Genomic DNA, 14,785 nt, shown 5'->3' with positions numbered 1-14,785 from the left:
GTTGCGTGAGCATGCGCCAGTGCAGAGCAAAGAGGCCATTAACTTAGCACGGGATCACATCCACTGCGACTTGTAATTGATGGGCGCCACTGCCTTGCACTACGCCTTTTAATGGCACCACATCGGCATAATCACGACCAAAAGCCAAAGTCAGATGTTGCTGGCACGGCAATAAGTTATTGGTCGGATCAAAATCAATCCAGCCGAGCTCTGGATCAAACACCGCAAACCACGCATGTGAAGCATCCGCGCCTTGCAATCGTGCTTGTCCTGGTGGCGGTTGTGTTTCGAGATAACCACTGACATAGCGACAAGGGATACCATTTGCCCGCAGGCAGCTGATGGCGAGCTGGGCAAAATCTTGGCAAACGCCGCGCCGATGTTGTAGCACCTCGGTAAGGGGGGTGACGACGGTAGTAAAGCCCGGTGTGTAGATAAAATGCTCAAAGATATACTGGTTTAAACATTCTACTAATTGCAACAGGGTTTGCTTAGGGGCGCGTAACGGCGGTAACAGCGCAGCGGTTTCAGTTAAAAACGGAGCGAGCTTACTGGCTTGGCAAAACAGTTTAGCTTGCATGGCCGCGGCTGTTAGGTTGTTATTTAAATAATGCTGTAGCTGTGGAATGTCCACACCGCTGCCGCTGTCGAGTAAGGCACTGTTGTGGCGCGGTAACACTTCAACTAAGGCTTCACTGCATACCTTTAGCTGTTGATGGGGGGGCTGTAAATGAATTAAATGTCGGGTATTACCAAAGTAATCCTGATATTGGCTGATGTGTCCCAGATCGGGCGTTAAACGGACACTGGCCTGGCTGACGTGTTGATAGGGTAATTGCCGCGGCATTAAACACGCGAGGTTGTAACTGTTCGCTACAGCATGTTCGTATTGATATTCGGTAAGGTGCTTGAGCTGGTAGTTCATGACATGGACCAAGGACTGCTTCGATGCGCATGGGTAAAGTAACACAGCGATAATTCGTTCGACAGTTGCCGTAACAAATACTGTAACTGGCCAAGCTGGGCGTGCAAGGTTAAACAAGACGGATAATTAGCATCTAATTGTTGGGTACTGACTTGTTCTAATAGTTGGCTCAGCTCCGTGGTCAGCGCGGGTAAATGCTGCCGATCCGCACTGGTTAATTCTGGTAAGGCTCGCGTTTGTCGATGTAATCGACTGATTTGATAGCCGACGGAGCGAGGTGTGGTGGTATCGAGTAACAGTAAGTCTAAAATCGCCATCGGGTTGAGCTCTGAGCGGTAGCGCCGTCGATAGGTCATCAAGGTATCGGCCATGCGTAATAAGGCTTCCATCACGCCGGCAGAGGGTAAATCTTGGCTGTAAATACGCTGCAACAATAAACTGGTTTGTAACGCGCGCTCGAGGTGCTGGCCAATATCCATAAAACGCAATGCTTGGGTGCGACTCATCGTTTCGTTATTCAGGCCATAAATCGCGGTTTGTAGTAATACCATCTCATCTAATAAATAAATAATGGTCATGGGCTGCTGTAAGTCTGGCGTTTGTTGCCATTCATAGACGGTAGCTTGTAACTTATCGAGTAACAGCCAGGTATCTTCACTAAAGTACTCACGCACAGATTGCGCATTGTAAATCAAATTTTTCAGTAAGCCGATGACACTAAGTGGATTACTCGGAGAGAACAATTGCGCCAGTGCAACACTAATGGGCTCATTTACTTGGCGCGGTGGGCTGCCATTGGCCAACAAACAAAAATCGATAAAACAATAGAGCTGTTGTTCAGTTTGAGTAGCTTGAGTAGGGGGCAATAACGGCAGCGCAACCCGCAGTGCCCGAATTAATAAGTTTAAACGCTCGTTATAACGACCTAACCAAAATAAATGTTCAGCGACGCGACTGGGTAGCAAGCCCGCTTCACGTGATAACGGCATTGAATTGTAGCTCGGTTGCAGTAGGGATTCTGTGGGTTGATCTATACCCAGTACCCAGACATCCTTACTTAACTCTGAGCCATCTTGGGCAATAACCGGTAATTGAATTTGACTCAGCTCACCTAAACGCGCAAAACCGCCAGGCAGCAGCAGCGGGGCTTGATTCGATTGGTACAAACTAAAGGTTCTAAGCACTGCTGGCAATTGCCAAGTTGGGTTTTGCTGATCATAGCAAGGCTGCATGTGTAACGACAATTTTTGCCGCGCAATAAAATCGGCAGGGCGCTGCAATAAGGCACAGGTGTTATCTGCCGCATATTGCTGCTGTGCGGATAGGTCATGCAGTAAAAATTGCTCTGGGTTTTTTAGCACCTGTTGCAAGGGTTGCGTTTCTTTGCACCAATAGGCTTGCACGGTATTGAGCAGCAGCGGCTTTTGCCAGAAGTAATCGGCCGCAGCCGTTAAAAACGGTAACAAGATACCGCTATCCAATAACGCGGTGCCGGGAGGGTTGGCACAAAACAGTTGCTGTTGCCGAATACTGTGTAACAGCCCGGCTACGCCAGCACCTTCACTGTCAAGTTCCAGCGGATCGGTTAAACGATCATCTAAAAAGCGCATCAAGGCACTGACCGGTTGCAAACCACTGAGTGTTTTTAACCAGATGCGTTGTTCGCTAAACATCAGATCGGCACCATGCACCAAAGCTAAATCTAGATAGTTGGCTAAAAAGGCTTGCTCAAAGTAGGCTTCATCGCGCGCGCCATGAGTTAAGATAGCCGCAATGCCATTGCCTTGTTGCTGTAAAAAAAAACGTAGCTGCCGAAAAAAACCAGACAGATGAGCTTTAGCGCGCAGCTGTTGCAGCTCAGGAATACTCTGCTTTAATGCTAAACGATGTTCTAGCGCAAAACCTAAGCCAGCAGGCGCCTTACAGCTGTCGGCAAAGGCGCAAACCTGACCATGATGATCAAAGCCTAAATCGGTTGCCAGTAGCGGTAGCCATTGTTCAGGTTGCTGCACTAAGCCAGCACTTTCAAACAGAAACTGCGGGTTGGAAAACAAGAGTTCTGCGGGAATAATTCCGCTTTGTACTAACTGCTGCGGCCCATACAGATCTTGCAGGATCAAGGCGAGTAATTGATGGCGCTGCGCGATACCAGCCTGCACCTGTTGCCAATCTGCCGTACTGATTAACCACGGATACAAATCAAGTTTGCGCCCCGGTTTTTGCCAACGATCAAAGTTTGCGCCATTTTCGCGTAGCTGATGTTGAATATCATCATACCAACGGCTACGCAGAGCTAAAGGAAACTTAGCAAACCACGCCAAAAGCTGTTCGGTTGAGCTTGGCGGTGCATTCACTGCTGGCACGGCTACTCCTGCAAGCGCGATGGCGCTAGGCGATTAATGGTTGCTGCTCAGCTGTGGCGATATTGAGCAGAACCTGATGCAAGTCAATAATGCCGGTTTGGATCTGGTCAATCAGTTCATGCAACTGCACAGTACTTAACTCGGTTACTGCTTGCTCGGTAATCAAATGCTGTAATTGATGTACCTGCTGCAAGATGGCCGGGCTATTTGGTAAGGCTTTGCCTGAGGCCGCGATGCGGTGCAGACAATAACTTACTGAGCGTGGAAAATCGGCATAGCATAACAGATAATCAATGGCATCGGCAGCCGCCCCAGCCAGATTATTGGCGATATAATATTGATAGGATTCCGCTCCGCCCAAGGCATTGAGAATGGAGATCCAACGAAAACGTGGCCGTTTTAACTGCGTGGGTTGTAAGGTTTGCAGCACCATCACGTCCATGATCCGCGTCACCATATCCGCACGCTCTAAATGACGACCAATAGTAAAAAGATCAAAAGCATCACCCCGTAACATTACGCTATCTAAAGTACCAATGACCATTTGGCAACGACGACTGATTTCGGTCATCAATTGATAGCGCTGCTGGCGACTGACTGTTTCCACACATTGTTGCTGGACGAAACTGTCGAGTTTGTTTAGCTCTTCCCACATATCACGCGGCAATAATTGTCGAATCGTTCGGGCGTTATAACGTAACTGACTGCAGGCATTACGGATAGAAACGGGGCTGTCGATATTGCTGATCAGGTGTTGCATCACCGCTTGTTCAATTTGCGCTATTTGTTGCCGATTTTGATGCTCCAAGCCATAACTGGCCAGTACCTTCGCACTGTCTTGTCCCATCACCTCGAGTAACACCGGCCAGCCAAACTCAGTATCTTTATGGCTGTCGATCAGTAAGTGGCTGGTGGCATTGACTAAACGAGCAGTATCGTCGAGCCGTTCTAAATAACGGCCCAACCAAAATATATTTTCTACGGATCTTGCTAACATTGCTTAGCCCTCATCATTGATGATCCAGGTGTCTTTACTACCGCCACCTTGTGAAGAATTAACGACCAAAGAGCCTTTGGTCAGTGCGACACGGCTTAAACCGCCAGTGGAGCAATACAACTCGGCACCCTGTAAAATAAAGGGGCGAAGATCTAAATGGCGTGGTTCTAACATCCCCTCACAAAGCGTTGGTGCCGTTGACAGGTTGAGTGTGGGCTGGGCAATAAAATTACGTGGGTTGGCTTTAATGGCCATGGCCATCTCATCGCGCTCGCTTTGGCTGGCACGAGGGCCAATTAAAATACCGTAACCGCCAGACTCGTTTGCGGGTTTCACCACCAGCTTATCTAAATTGGCTAACACAAAGCTACGTTGTAAGGGATCTTGGCACAAGTAGGTTTCGACATTTTGTAGCAGCGGCTCTTCACCTAGATAATACTGAATAATCTTCGGTACGAACGAATAAATCACTTTATCATCGGCCACCCCTGACCCCGGTGCATTGGCAATGGCCACCAAGCCTTTGCGCCAAACGGCAATCAATCCTGGGATCCCCAACACGGAATCTGGCCTAAAGGCTTGCGGATCGATAAAAATGTCATCGATTCGTCGATAAATCACATCAACTTGGCGTTTGCCACGCAGCGTTTTTAGCCAGACGCGGTCATCTTCAACGAATAAATCATGGTTTTCAGCCAACTCTACGCCCATTTGTTGTGCTAAAAAGCTGTGTTCAAAGTAAGCTGAGTTATAAATACCGGGCGTAAGTACCACGATGCAGGGCGGGACATGTTCTCCTCGTGGCGATAATGATGCCAGCATTTGCCATAATTGCGCGGGATAATCATCTACCGGCACAATAGTAGAGTCGGCGAACAATTCGGGAAACACGCGTTTCATCACGGTGCGGTTTTCCAGCATGTAAGATACCCCTGATGGTACTCGTAGGTTATCTTCTAACACTAAAAATTGGCCATGCTCATCACGCACCAAATCGGTGCCACAAATGTTTGCCCAGACACCATGGATCGGTGATACGCCCTGACATGGTGCAAGAAAGTTTTTAGAGTCGAGTATTAATTCTGCCGGCACAATGCCTTGTTTGAGGATTTTCTGCTCGTTGTATAAATCATCAATAAACAGATTAAGTGCAGCTAAGCGTTGTTTTAAACCGGCGCTAGTGCGTTGCCATTCCGAGCTTGGGATGGTACGTGGGATCACATCTAATGGCCAAGCGCGGTCGATATTCGACCCGTCTGCATACAAGGTAAAGCAGACCCCCATATCGCTAATTGTTTGATTTAGTTGTAGTTGTCTTTTGCACAGTTCTAAATCACCATGTTTAGCAATAAAGCGGGCAATCGCAGAGGCGGGCGGTCTGGCACTACCATCGGTAGCGACTAATTCATCAAAACAATTTTTTAAAAGGGGGTAGCGGCCCCCGGTAAAATTTTCCAGACTCATGCACAGCTCCTTGCACTTCTGAGCCGATAGCAACGGGCTATCGCTTTAGTTTGTACAAGAAGCATAGCAAAGCTTATGCCAGCGCGAGAGCAAGTATAAAAAAAGCCCCGCGGTTTTCACCAGCGGGGCTTGTTATGCGCTTACAGCTTAGTTTTTAGCAGCAGCGGCTTTCTTTTCTTTTTCTTTAGCGATGACGGCTTCCGCTACGTTTGATGGACACGGTGAGTAGTGCGAGAACTCCATAGAGAACTGACCACGACCTGATGTCATCGTACGTAATGTACTGATGTAACCAAACATTTCTGACAATGGTACGTCAGCTTTGATACGTACGCCAGTTACACCCGCTTCCTGACCAGAGATCATGCCACGACGACGGTTTAAGTCACCGATAACATCACCTACGTGATCTTCTGGTGTAAATACGTCAACTTTCATGATTGGCTCAAGCAGTTGCGCACCAGCTTTTGGCATAGTTTGACGGAAAGCGCCTTTAGCAGCGATTTCGAACGCGATTGCTGATGAGTCAACAGCGTGGAAACCACCGTCGAATACTTCAACTTCAACGTCTAATACCGGGAAGCCAGCCAGAGTACCGGTAGCCATCATAGACTCGAAGCCTTTTTCGATAGCAGGCATAAACTCTTTTGGTACGCTACCACCTACAACAGTAGAAGTGAACTTGAAGCCAGAGTTTTGCTCGCCCGGACGAATGCGGTAATCGATTTTACCGTACTGACCTGAACCACCAGACTGTTTCTTGTGCGTGTAGCTGTCTTCAACTTCACGGGTAATCGTTTCGCGGTAAGCAACCTGTGGCTGACCTACTACTAATTCAACACCGTAAGTACGCTTTAAGATGTCTACTTTGATGTCCAGGTGTAATTCACCCATACCTTTAAGGATGGTTTCACCTGAGTCCGGATCAGTTTCAACGCGGAAAGTAGGATCTTCAGCAACCATCTTACCGATAGCGATACCCATCTTCTCAACAGAACCTTTATCTTTTGGTGTTACAGAGATAGAGATTACTGGCTCTGGGAATACCATTGGTTCAAGGGTACATGGGGCTTTAGGGTCACACAGCGTGTGGCCAGTTTGGGTATTGTTTTTCAGACCTACCAGGGCGATGATGTCACCAGCCTGTGCAGTGGTCAGGTCGGTACGGTCGTTGGCATGCATTTCAACCATACGGCCGATACGCTCGGTTTTACCGGTGAACGAGTTCAACACTGTATCGCCTTTATTCAGTACGCCTGAGTAAATACGGATAAAGGTCAAGGCGCCGAAACGGTCATCCATGATTTTGAACGCTAACGCGCGGAATGGCTCGTCAGCAGATACGATAGCGTGCTGGCCAGTTTCGTTACCTTCTTCGTCAGTCAGTGGCTGAGGAATAACTTCAGTTGGTGACGGTAAGTAATCAACAACGGCGTCTAACAGTAATTGCATGCCTTTGTTTTTGAAAGCAGAACCACAGTAAGTTGGGAAGAAGGCTAAATCACGAGTACCTTTACGGATACAACGCTTAATGTCTTCTAATGAAGGCTGTTCGCCTTCCATGTAGGCCATTAACAGGTCATCGTCTTGCTCAACAGCAGTTTCGATTAACTGTTCACGATACATCGCAACGTCATCAGCCATGTCAGCTGGAATATCAGTAATGGTGTAGTTTTCTGGTAAACCCGTTTCATCCCAGATGTACGCTTTTTCAGTTAACAGGTCAACTACACCTTTAAAGGTGTCTTCGCGACCGATAGGTAACACCATGATTAATGGCTTAGCACCTAACACTTTCTTAACTTGTTCAGTTACGCGGATGAAATCAGCGCCGATACGGTCAAGCTTGTTAACGAAGATCAGACGTGATACTTCAGCGTCGTTAGCATAACGCCAGTTGGTTTCTGATTGCGGCTCAACACCACCAGAACCACAGAATACGCCAACACCGCCGTCTAATACTTTTAATGAACGATATACTTCAACAGTGAAGTCAACGTGTCCCGGGGTATCGATAACGTTGAAACGGTAGCCTTTCCAGAAACAGCTAACCGCTGCTGACTGGATAGTAATACCGCGCTCGGCTTCTTGTTCCATGAAGTCGGTAGTTGATTCACCTTCGTGAACTTCGCCTAACTTATGGATTTTACCGGTCAGTTTCAGGATACGTTCGGTAGTAGTGGTTTTGCCGGCATCAACGTGGGCGAAGATACCAATGTTTCTGTATAAGGATAAATCTGCTGACATAGTCATCTCTATAAGCTAGGGGTTTGAAAATAGTGCGACAATATACAGGATTTTTAAATGTTTTGCAGAAAAAATTATTGTCACCGGCTAATTTCTTTACTGATACTGTCAACAGACAGTTACAGACTTTTTCAGTAACAGCAAAGACATGACGGTAATTGACTTTTATAATGCGCTAAATTTCAGGTCAAATTTTTCAATAACGGTGTGCGCTAGCAGCAATAAGTCGTATCGCCTCGTCAGCCAGTGGGTTACCATCACTAAGCTATTTATCACGATGCTCCAGTGAGCAGAGAAAGCGCCATGTCAAACAGTGCCAGTTCAACCGACAGTCTGATGGATCACTTTGTTGCCAAACCCTGTGCGGCGAGTGTTGATATTTTATATCAAGATGCAGACATGTTAGTGATCAACAAACCCAGTGGTTTATTAAGTTTATCGGGTAAAAACCCACTTAATTGGGATTCGGTGCATTACCGTTTAGTAAATGGTCAGCAGGGCATCAGCCCTGCATTTGCGCAAGCTAAATTGCCGCACCGCTTAGATTACGGCACCTCAGGTATTATGTTGGTGGGGCTAACAGAGCGGGCTACCCAGCATTTAAACCGACAGTTTCAAATAAGAGCCGTGCAAAAACGCTATATGGCGATGCTCGATGGTTGGCTAACGGCGGACGAAGGCATGATTAGTGCGGCGATAGTCAAAGATAAACACGGTTTTGGGCGAGTCAGAATGTGTGCGGATACCGGTAAGGCCGCTCTGAGTCAATTTCGAGTGCTTAAACGGTTAAATGATCCACCGCGAAGCCTAGTGGCGTTTACGCCACACACCGGGCGAACCCACCAGTTACGCATTCATAGTCAGAGTATTGGTCATCCTATTTTAGGTTGTGATTTATATCACAACACACAAAGTGAGCAGATGGCTGAGCGTTTATTACTGCATGCCAGTGATATCGACTTTGAGCATCCCACCCGCTTGCAGCCCATGCATTGGCATTGTCCAAGTCCATTTTAAGCGTGAATAAAGCCTGCTAGGGTGAGCAAAAAAATTTAGTTGTTGGTTAAGTTGAATTTCGTTAAACATGCTTAATACTAAAACGACAAAATAACTTTGCCGATGAGAAAAAGCATGACGATAAACAAAAGGGGGTGGTTGTGGACTTTGCTGTGGTTGGTTGCCTGCTCTGGGGCAATTAATGCACAAAGTGTGGTCGAGCCGTCTGCACAGCCGCTAGCAATAAATGAAACCTACAGTGACGATTCGCCAGAGGTGGATGAAAACACCCTATTAATAGATTGCCCTCATTTTACTGATTTATTTACGTTGTTGCCTAACGCCTTAATTGATGAAGCGATTAGCGAGCACTATTGGGATTGTGATGCGGTGTTACCTACAGCATCCTCAACTTTTATGAGTGCTGATCAACAGAGCGTTTGGACATTTTCGGTAATGGCTTTAGATCTGGATGTGATGCCCGCTTTGCCACGCTGGGATCGGGCTGAGGCGGATGCCACTCAAAAAGCTTTTTTTAAAAAAGCGCTGCAAGCCAACATTGATTTGCAATTACAGCTTTATCGCAACTGCCTAAATTATTTAGAGCAGACGGGCTTACCGGTATGGCATGCTACTTATCAAGCTAACACCCCGCGTTATAGTATTTGTATTGGTAGTGATGCGCAAAAAGCTGAAGATGGGCTGTGGTTTGCTCGCGCGGTAACGCCCCGTTATTTGTACACATTACAAATTGAAGGGGCAAAAGCGGCGCAATTTGCCACAGCAGAGGCTGCGGCTGAGTATATGGCAGAGCTATTTAAATCGTTTCGCTAATCGTGGTGCGTCATGCGAAAAAAACAGGCAGCCGGAGCTGCCTGTTAGTATTTTGTACATCTGCAATAATTATTCTGCAATCGACGCCCATAAGTCATATTCATCGGCTTCGTCTACTACTGCATCAATCAGATCGCCAGGTTTGACGTTAGTTAAACCGTTTAAATACACCGCACCATCAATTTCTGGCGCATCAGCAAAACTGCGGCCAATGGCACCTTCTGCGTCAACTTCATCAATCAGTACTTTAATGGTTTTGCCCACTTTCGCTTGTAACCGCGCCGCACTGATCGCTTGTTGTTTTAACATAAAGCGATCGTAACGCTCGTCCATTACCGCTTGTGGCACAGGGTCAGCAAGCTCATTGGCTTTTGCACCTTCGACCGGGCTGTATTTAAAACAGCCTACGCGATCAAGCTGCGCTTCATCTAACCAGTCAAGTAACATTTGGAAATCTTCTTCGGTTTCACCTGGGAAGCCGACAATAAAGGTTGAACGGATGGTCAGCTCTGGGCAGATAGTGCGCCATTTTTTAATGCGCTCTAATACACGTTCGGCTTGGCCTGGGCGCTTCATTAGTTTTAAGATGCGCGGGCTGGCATGTTGAAACGGGATATCTAAATAAGGTAACACCTTACCTTCAGCCATTAACGGGATAATATCGTCAACATGCGGGTAAGGATAAACGTAGTGCAACCGCACCCAAATACCCATTTCACCAAGTGCTTCACACAGTGACTGCATCGAGGTTTTCACCGGTTGGCCATTCCAAAAGCCGGTGCGGTGTTTCACATCTACGCCATAAGCGCTGGTGTCTTGTGAAATGATCAGTAGCTCTTTTACGCCCGCATTTTTTAAGCGCTGCGCTTCATCTAACACTTCACCCACCGGCCGGCTGACTAAATCACCGCGCATCGATGGAATAATGCAGAAGGTACAGCGGTGATTACAACCTTCCGAAATTTTTAAATAGGCATAGTGTTTAGGGGTAAGTTTAACTCCGTGATCCGGTACCAGCATGGTGAAGGGATCGTATTTTGGCTTGGGTACAAACTCGTGAACTTGCTTTAACACGTTTTCATAACTGTGCGGTCCAGTAATGCCCAGCACGTTCGGGTGCACTTGACGAATTTCATCTTCGCGCGCGCCTAAACAGCCGGTGACAATCACATTGCCGTTTTCGGCTAAGGCTTCGCCGATGGTTTCCAGTGACTCTTGTACGGCCGAATCAATAAAGCCGCAGGTGTTTACTATAACTAACTGGGCATCATCATAGCTGGGTACGATGTTATAACCTTCAGCTTTTAATTGCGTTAAGATCCGCTCAGAATCGACCAAGTTTTTTGGACAGCCTAAGCTCACAAAGCCGATGGTATTGTTGCCCTTGTGCGCGCTGCCGGCTTGGTCAGTCAGGCTTTTGCGAGGCGTATCGAGGGTCGTGGTTTGGCTTGGATCAAAGGTTTGAACAGTCATAGTGTCTCTTAGATTGGGCGTTGCCTGAAAAAAGTCGGCGGATTATACCTGATACGTAGCAAAGTTACAGGGGTTGCTGACTAAAAAATGAACACTGGTGTCAGTTATTGCAGCGGAAAATAAGGCGAAGCAGGCTTTATTGATGCGTAAAGGCGTTGCGGATGAAATAAGATCATACGGGCATCGCCCGCATGATCGAAGAGGGGGGGTTAAACTTTGTAAGGCATTGCGCCTAAATAGTCTTTTTTACCGACATCCACACCGTTATGGCGCAAGATGGCATAAGCAGTGGTGATATGAAAATATAAATTAGGCAGTACATGTTGCATTAAAAATTCTTCACCGGTCAGGTATTTTCCTTCCCAACGGGGCTGACTGACGTGCTGCGTGGCGGCGCTGGCAAAGTCGGTTTCTTTAAAGCTGGCTAAGTACGCGACAGTGTCATTGATGCGCTGCGTAAGTTGCTCAAGTGTACTTTCGTCATCGGCATGCTTAGGTGCATGTTCGACTTGGTTGGTCAAGCGCGCGGCACCGAGCTTCGCGGTATCACAGGCAATTTGTACTTGGCGGATCAACGGAAATTGGTCAGGGGCTAAACGCGCATTTAACAGCACGCTCATATCAATTTTTTTGCTAAGTGCATAAGCGCTGCTTTTGTCTAAGATGTGCTGTAGGTTTTGTAACATTTTAGTGGCTTGGGTAATGCTCAATTGAAAATACATGGGGTTGGCCTCGGGCTGGGTTAATAATCAGTGTGATAGAACAGCTTAAATGGTCAGTTGGTATTGGCCGCGGTTTTGTTCATAGCTGTTACGTTAGATGTTGCTGCACTATGCGGTGTTTTTGTGCGTTTAACAATGTTACGGCGTGATTTCTTTATTTGCCATCGAGGGTTGTGGTTTGGTAAATAAACAGAAGTTTAAAGTGAATATCTGGCGCCTTTAGCCATTTTCAACGATTGACAGCACAAAATAGCCGTAATCAGTGCTTGAGGTGCTTATTCCAAAATTTAACAAGCAATTCTTGAGATCTGGTTAATACTTAGCACTGTACTTTGCACTGTTGGATTTTTTAGCACACAGGAGTTTTTATGATTAACGCATACGCTGCAATGAAAGCCCATGGCAAACTTGAACCTTGGCAATATGATCCAGGCGCATTAGCGCGCGATCAAGTCGAGATTGATGTGGATTATTGCGGCATCTGTCACTCTGACATTTCAATGTTAAATAATGAATGGGGTATGTCGAGTTACCCGCTGGTGGCTGGGCATGAAGTGGTGGGCCGCATTGCTGCGGTTGGCGCCGATGTGACCCACTTAAAAATAGGGCAAGTGGTCGGCTTAGGCTGGCATTCTGATTACTGTAAGGTCTGTAGCACCTGTGGTAGTGGCGATCACAACCTTTGCGCCAGTGCGCAAGGTACTATCGTAGCCCATCATGGTGGCTTTGCCGATAAAGTACGGGCCAATGCCAGTGCGGTGATCCCATTGCCAGAGGGCATGGATGCAAAAACCGCAGGCCCGTTGTTTTGCGGTGGTATTACGGTGTTTAACCCGATGGTGCAGTTTGACGTTAAGCCAACCGATAAAGTGGCGGTTATTGGTATTGGTGGCTTAGGGCATTTGGGCTTGCAGTTTTTACGGGCTTGGGGCTGTGAAGTCACGGCTTTTACTTCGAGCGACAGTAAAGCCGCTGAAGCGAAAGAATTAGGTGCGCATCATTGCATTAATTCTCGCAGCGCCGCAGACATTGAGCAAGCGGCTGGCAAGTTTGATTTTATTATTTCTACCGTCAATGTGAAGCTTGATTGGAACTTGTATTTAGGTACTTTAAAACCGAAGGGCCGTTTGCATTTTGTCGGCGCAACGCTAGAGCCGTTAGATTTGAATGTGTTTAGTTTGATTATGGCGCAGCGTTCGGTATCAGGCTCACCGGTGGGAAGCCCTGCAACCATTGCCAAGATGCTCGATTTTGCCGTGCAACATGACATTAAACCGGTGGTTGAAACCTTTAAATTTAGTCAGATCAACGAAGCCTTAGCGCACCTCGAAAGTGGTAAAGCGCGTTATCGTATCGTGTTAGAACGTTAAACCACTTTAACTTGCTGTTAAGCGGCTTACAACGAGCTTAACAGCAAGACTAACGCTGCGCCATGCTGGGCAGAAAATTGCGAACGCTGGCCATACAAATTAACAATGGCTGTCACATCTTCATGTTCTGCTTGATCAAAACTACGACGCAGCCCCATATGCCATTCAGGAAATTGCCGTTCGCTGACGGTATTTTGAAAAATCAATCGCACGTGGTGATGCCGCTTATCCCGTTGGATCCGCGCATAAGTGAGCTCAACATCCCGTTTTGGCCCTTCAAGCAGTTGTAAAAAATGCTGCTCCGTGGCGAGCAGCAAACCGGTGATGTGGTGTAACCGATTATTACGCTCTGCTTGCTGATGAATTCCAGCAATACAGTCAGCGGTTATGTCCGTTTGGGCAGTACTGACATAGGCAAGTTGTAATAACGGTTGCTCTGGCATGCTGATCTCAATTATCGGTATTTACGTTGCGCTTTGCGTTTACGCTCGGCTTCTCGCTCGGCTTTGTCTTTGGCTTTCGCCGCTTCATCGGCCTTGGCATCAATTTGCTCTTGGCTAACCATCTCTGGGGTTTCTAGCGTAATGGGGCCTAAGTTACCGGCGCGCAGTTCAGTGATCAGGATAGTGCCGGCTTTTTCTAGATCGACAACGCCACCTTTGCGCATACAGCCACGACGAATGCCAATCGCATCTAATAGCGCCAGATCATTTTCCGGTTGCTCGGTTAAATCAAAGCGCTGCATCACTGCAGTAGGGTAGGCTTGTAACAAATAATCAGCCGCAAACAGCGCAATATCGGCATACTCAAACACCGTATCTTTGATGGCGCCGGTAACGGCTAAGCGATAGCCACAGGTAGGCGGGCTCAGTTTCGGCCATAAAAAGCCCGGCGTGTCGGTTAAAATCACATTGTTATCCAGCTTAATACGCTGCTGTGTTTTGGTCACGCCAGCTTCGTTGCCGGTTTTGGCGATAGTCCGCCCAGCGAGGGTATTAATTAACGTGGACTTACCCACGTTAGGTATCCCCATAATCATAGCACGAGCGCCTCGGATCTCCAGGTTACGCTCTGGCAGCATGTCATTACACAGCTGTAATAGGGCGCGAATATGTTCAGGATTTTGCTGACTGATCGGGATGGCTTTCACGCCGCTTTGACTGTCAAAGTGCTGAACCCAACGCTGGGTAAGCGCAGGATCGGCCAGATCGGCTTTGTTTAACACTTTAATACAGGGCGTATTACCGCGCAGTTGCGGCACCAGCGGGTTTTCACTGGAGAACGGAATACGGGCATCGAGCATTTCGATAATGATATCGACTTGCGGCATTACTTCGGCGATTTCTTTGCGGGCTTTGTGCATATGGCCCGGAAACCAGTTAATAGACATGACA

The 14,785-nt window shown here is 47.4% G+C and carries 12 protein-coding genes; 3 read left to right on the top strand and 9 right to left on the bottom strand.

What is annotated here, in order from left to right; all coding sequences use genetic code 11:
- Positions 1 to 43: 43 nt before the first annotated feature.
- The 5 genes from ACUJFK_RS11465 to fusA all read right to left on the bottom strand — a co-directional run bounded on the left by ACUJFK_RS11465 (position 44) and on the right by fusA (position 7,996).
- Positions 44 to 925: a transglutaminase family protein gene (locus ACUJFK_RS11465; protein ID WP_445424936.1), complete on the bottom strand. Its 882-nt coding sequence runs from the start codon at positions 923 to 925 to the stop codon at positions 44 to 46.
- A complete protein-coding gene (locus tag ACUJFK_RS11460) occupies positions 922 to 3,288 on the bottom strand; it encodes a circularly permuted type 2 ATP-grasp protein (RefSeq protein ID WP_445424935.1) in 2,367 nt (788 codons plus the stop codon). The genes ACUJFK_RS11465 and ACUJFK_RS11460 overlap by 4 nt, the downstream gene beginning before the upstream one ends.
- Before the next feature lie 25 nt (positions 3,289 to 3,313).
- Positions 3,314 to 4,285 carry an alpha-E domain-containing protein gene (locus ACUJFK_RS11455; protein WP_445424934.1) on the bottom strand — a complete coding sequence of 324 codons (972 nt, stop codon included), beginning with the start codon at positions 4,283 to 4,285 and terminating at the stop codon, positions 3,314 to 3,316.
- Positions 4,286 to 4,288: 3 nt separating this feature from the next.
- On the bottom strand, positions 4,289 to 5,749 hold the full coding sequence (locus tag ACUJFK_RS11450; RefSeq protein ID WP_445424933.1) for a circularly permuted type 2 ATP-grasp protein: 1,461 nt from the start codon (positions 5,747 to 5,749) through the stop codon (positions 4,289 to 4,291).
- Positions 5,750 to 5,896: 147 nt separating this feature from the next.
- Positions 5,897 to 7,996 (bottom strand): elongation factor G, encoded by a 2,100-nt coding sequence (gene fusA / locus ACUJFK_RS11445; RefSeq protein WP_445424932.1) that lies wholly within the window; start codon positions 7,994 to 7,996, stop codon positions 5,897 to 5,899.
- A 303-nt stretch (positions 7,997 to 8,299) separates the two neighbouring features.
- On the opposite strand from fusA, the gene ACUJFK_RS11440 reads away from it, so the two are divergent.
- A complete protein-coding gene (locus ACUJFK_RS11440; RefSeq protein WP_445426778.1) occupies positions 8,300 to 9,013 on the top strand; it encodes an RluA family pseudouridine synthase in 714 nt (237 codons plus the stop codon).
- Between the two features lie 114 nt (positions 9,014 to 9,127).
- Positions 9,128 to 9,826, top strand: a complete 699-nt coding sequence (locus ACUJFK_RS11435; protein WP_445424931.1) for a hypothetical protein — start codon at positions 9,128 to 9,130, stop codon at positions 9,824 to 9,826.
- A gap of 69 nt (positions 9,827 to 9,895) precedes the next feature.
- Here ACUJFK_RS11435 and rimO read toward each other — a convergent pair whose 3' ends face one another.
- Together rimO and ACUJFK_RS11425 are read right to left on the bottom strand one after the other, a co-directional pair.
- Entirely contained in the window at positions 9,896 to 11,299 is a 1,404-nt protein-coding gene (rimO, locus tag ACUJFK_RS11430; protein ID WP_226750038.1) for a 30S ribosomal protein S12 methylthiotransferase RimO, read from the bottom strand.
- Positions 11,300 to 11,508: 209 nt separating this feature from the next.
- Positions 11,509 to 12,021, bottom strand: coding sequence for a DUF1993 domain-containing protein (locus ACUJFK_RS11425; RefSeq protein WP_445424930.1), 513 nt, complete (start codon positions 12,019 to 12,021; stop codon positions 11,509 to 11,511).
- Positions 12,022 to 12,389: 368 nt separating this feature from the next.
- On the opposite strand from ACUJFK_RS11425, the gene ahr reads away from it, so the two are divergent.
- The gene (ahr, locus tag ACUJFK_RS11420; RefSeq protein WP_229584227.1) at positions 12,390 to 13,391 is read left to right on the top strand and encodes an NADPH-dependent aldehyde reductase Ahr; all 1,002 of its coding nucleotides are present in this window, start codon (positions 12,390 to 12,392) and stop codon (positions 13,389 to 13,391) included.
- Between the two features lie 26 nt (positions 13,392 to 13,417).
- Here the strand turns inward: ahr and ACUJFK_RS11415 are convergent, their stop codons facing one another.
- On the bottom strand, positions 13,418 to 13,834 hold the full coding sequence (locus ACUJFK_RS11415; RefSeq protein WP_445424929.1) for a BLUF domain-containing protein: 417 nt from the start codon (positions 13,832 to 13,834) through the stop codon (positions 13,418 to 13,420).
- An 11-nt stretch (positions 13,835 to 13,845) separates the two neighbouring features.
- Positions 13,846 to 14,781 carry a ribosome biogenesis GTPase YlqF gene (gene ylqF, locus ACUJFK_RS11410; RefSeq protein ID WP_445424928.1) on the bottom strand — a complete coding sequence of 312 codons (936 nt, stop codon included), beginning with the start codon at positions 14,779 to 14,781 and terminating at the stop codon, positions 13,846 to 13,848.
- Between the last annotated feature and the right edge of the window lie 4 nt (positions 14,782 to 14,785).

The sequence above is a fragment of the Alishewanella sp. HL-SH06 genome, from assembly GCF_052656265.1.
This window is presented reverse-complemented; position numbering and strand designations above follow the sequence as displayed.

Bases quoted from the DNA above. Each gene is read 5' to 3' on its own strand.
- fusA (WP_445424932.1), bottom strand. From the start codon at position 7,996: ATGTCAGCAGATTTATCCTTATACAGAAACATTGGTATCTTCGCCCAC.
- ACUJFK_RS11415 (WP_445424929.1), bottom strand. From the start codon at position 13,834: ATGCCAGAGCAACCGTTATTACAACTTGCCTATGTCAGTACTGCCCAA.
- ahr (WP_229584227.1), top strand. From the start codon at position 12,390: ATGATTAACGCATACGCTGCAATGAAAGCCCATGGCAAACTTGAACCT.
- rimO (WP_226750038.1), bottom strand. From the start codon at position 11,299: ATGACTGTTCAAACCTTTGATCCAAGCCAAACCACGACCCTCGATACG.
- ACUJFK_RS11435 (WP_445424931.1), top strand. From the start codon at position 9,128: ATGACGATAAACAAAAGGGGGTGGTTGTGGACTTTGCTGTGGTTGGTT.
- ylqF (WP_445424928.1), bottom strand. From the start codon at position 14,781: ATGTCTATTAACTGGTTTCCGGGCCATATGCACAAAGCCCGCAAAGAA.
- ACUJFK_RS11425 (WP_445424930.1), bottom strand. From the start codon at position 12,021: ATGTATTTTCAATTGAGCATTACCCAAGCCACTAAAATGTTACAAAAC.
- ACUJFK_RS11465 (WP_445424936.1), bottom strand. From the start codon at position 925: ATGAACTACCAGCTCAAGCACCTTACCGAATATCAATACGAACATGCT.
- ACUJFK_RS11450 (WP_445424933.1), bottom strand. From the start codon at position 5,749: ATGAGTCTGGAAAATTTTACCGGGGGCCGCTACCCCCTTTTAAAAAAT.
- ACUJFK_RS11440 (WP_445426778.1), top strand. From the start codon at position 8,300: ATGTCAAACAGTGCCAGTTCAACCGACAGTCTGATGGATCACTTTGTT.
- ACUJFK_RS11455 (WP_445424934.1), bottom strand. From the start codon at position 4,285: ATGTTAGCAAGATCCGTAGAAAATATATTTTGGTTGGGCCGTTATTTA.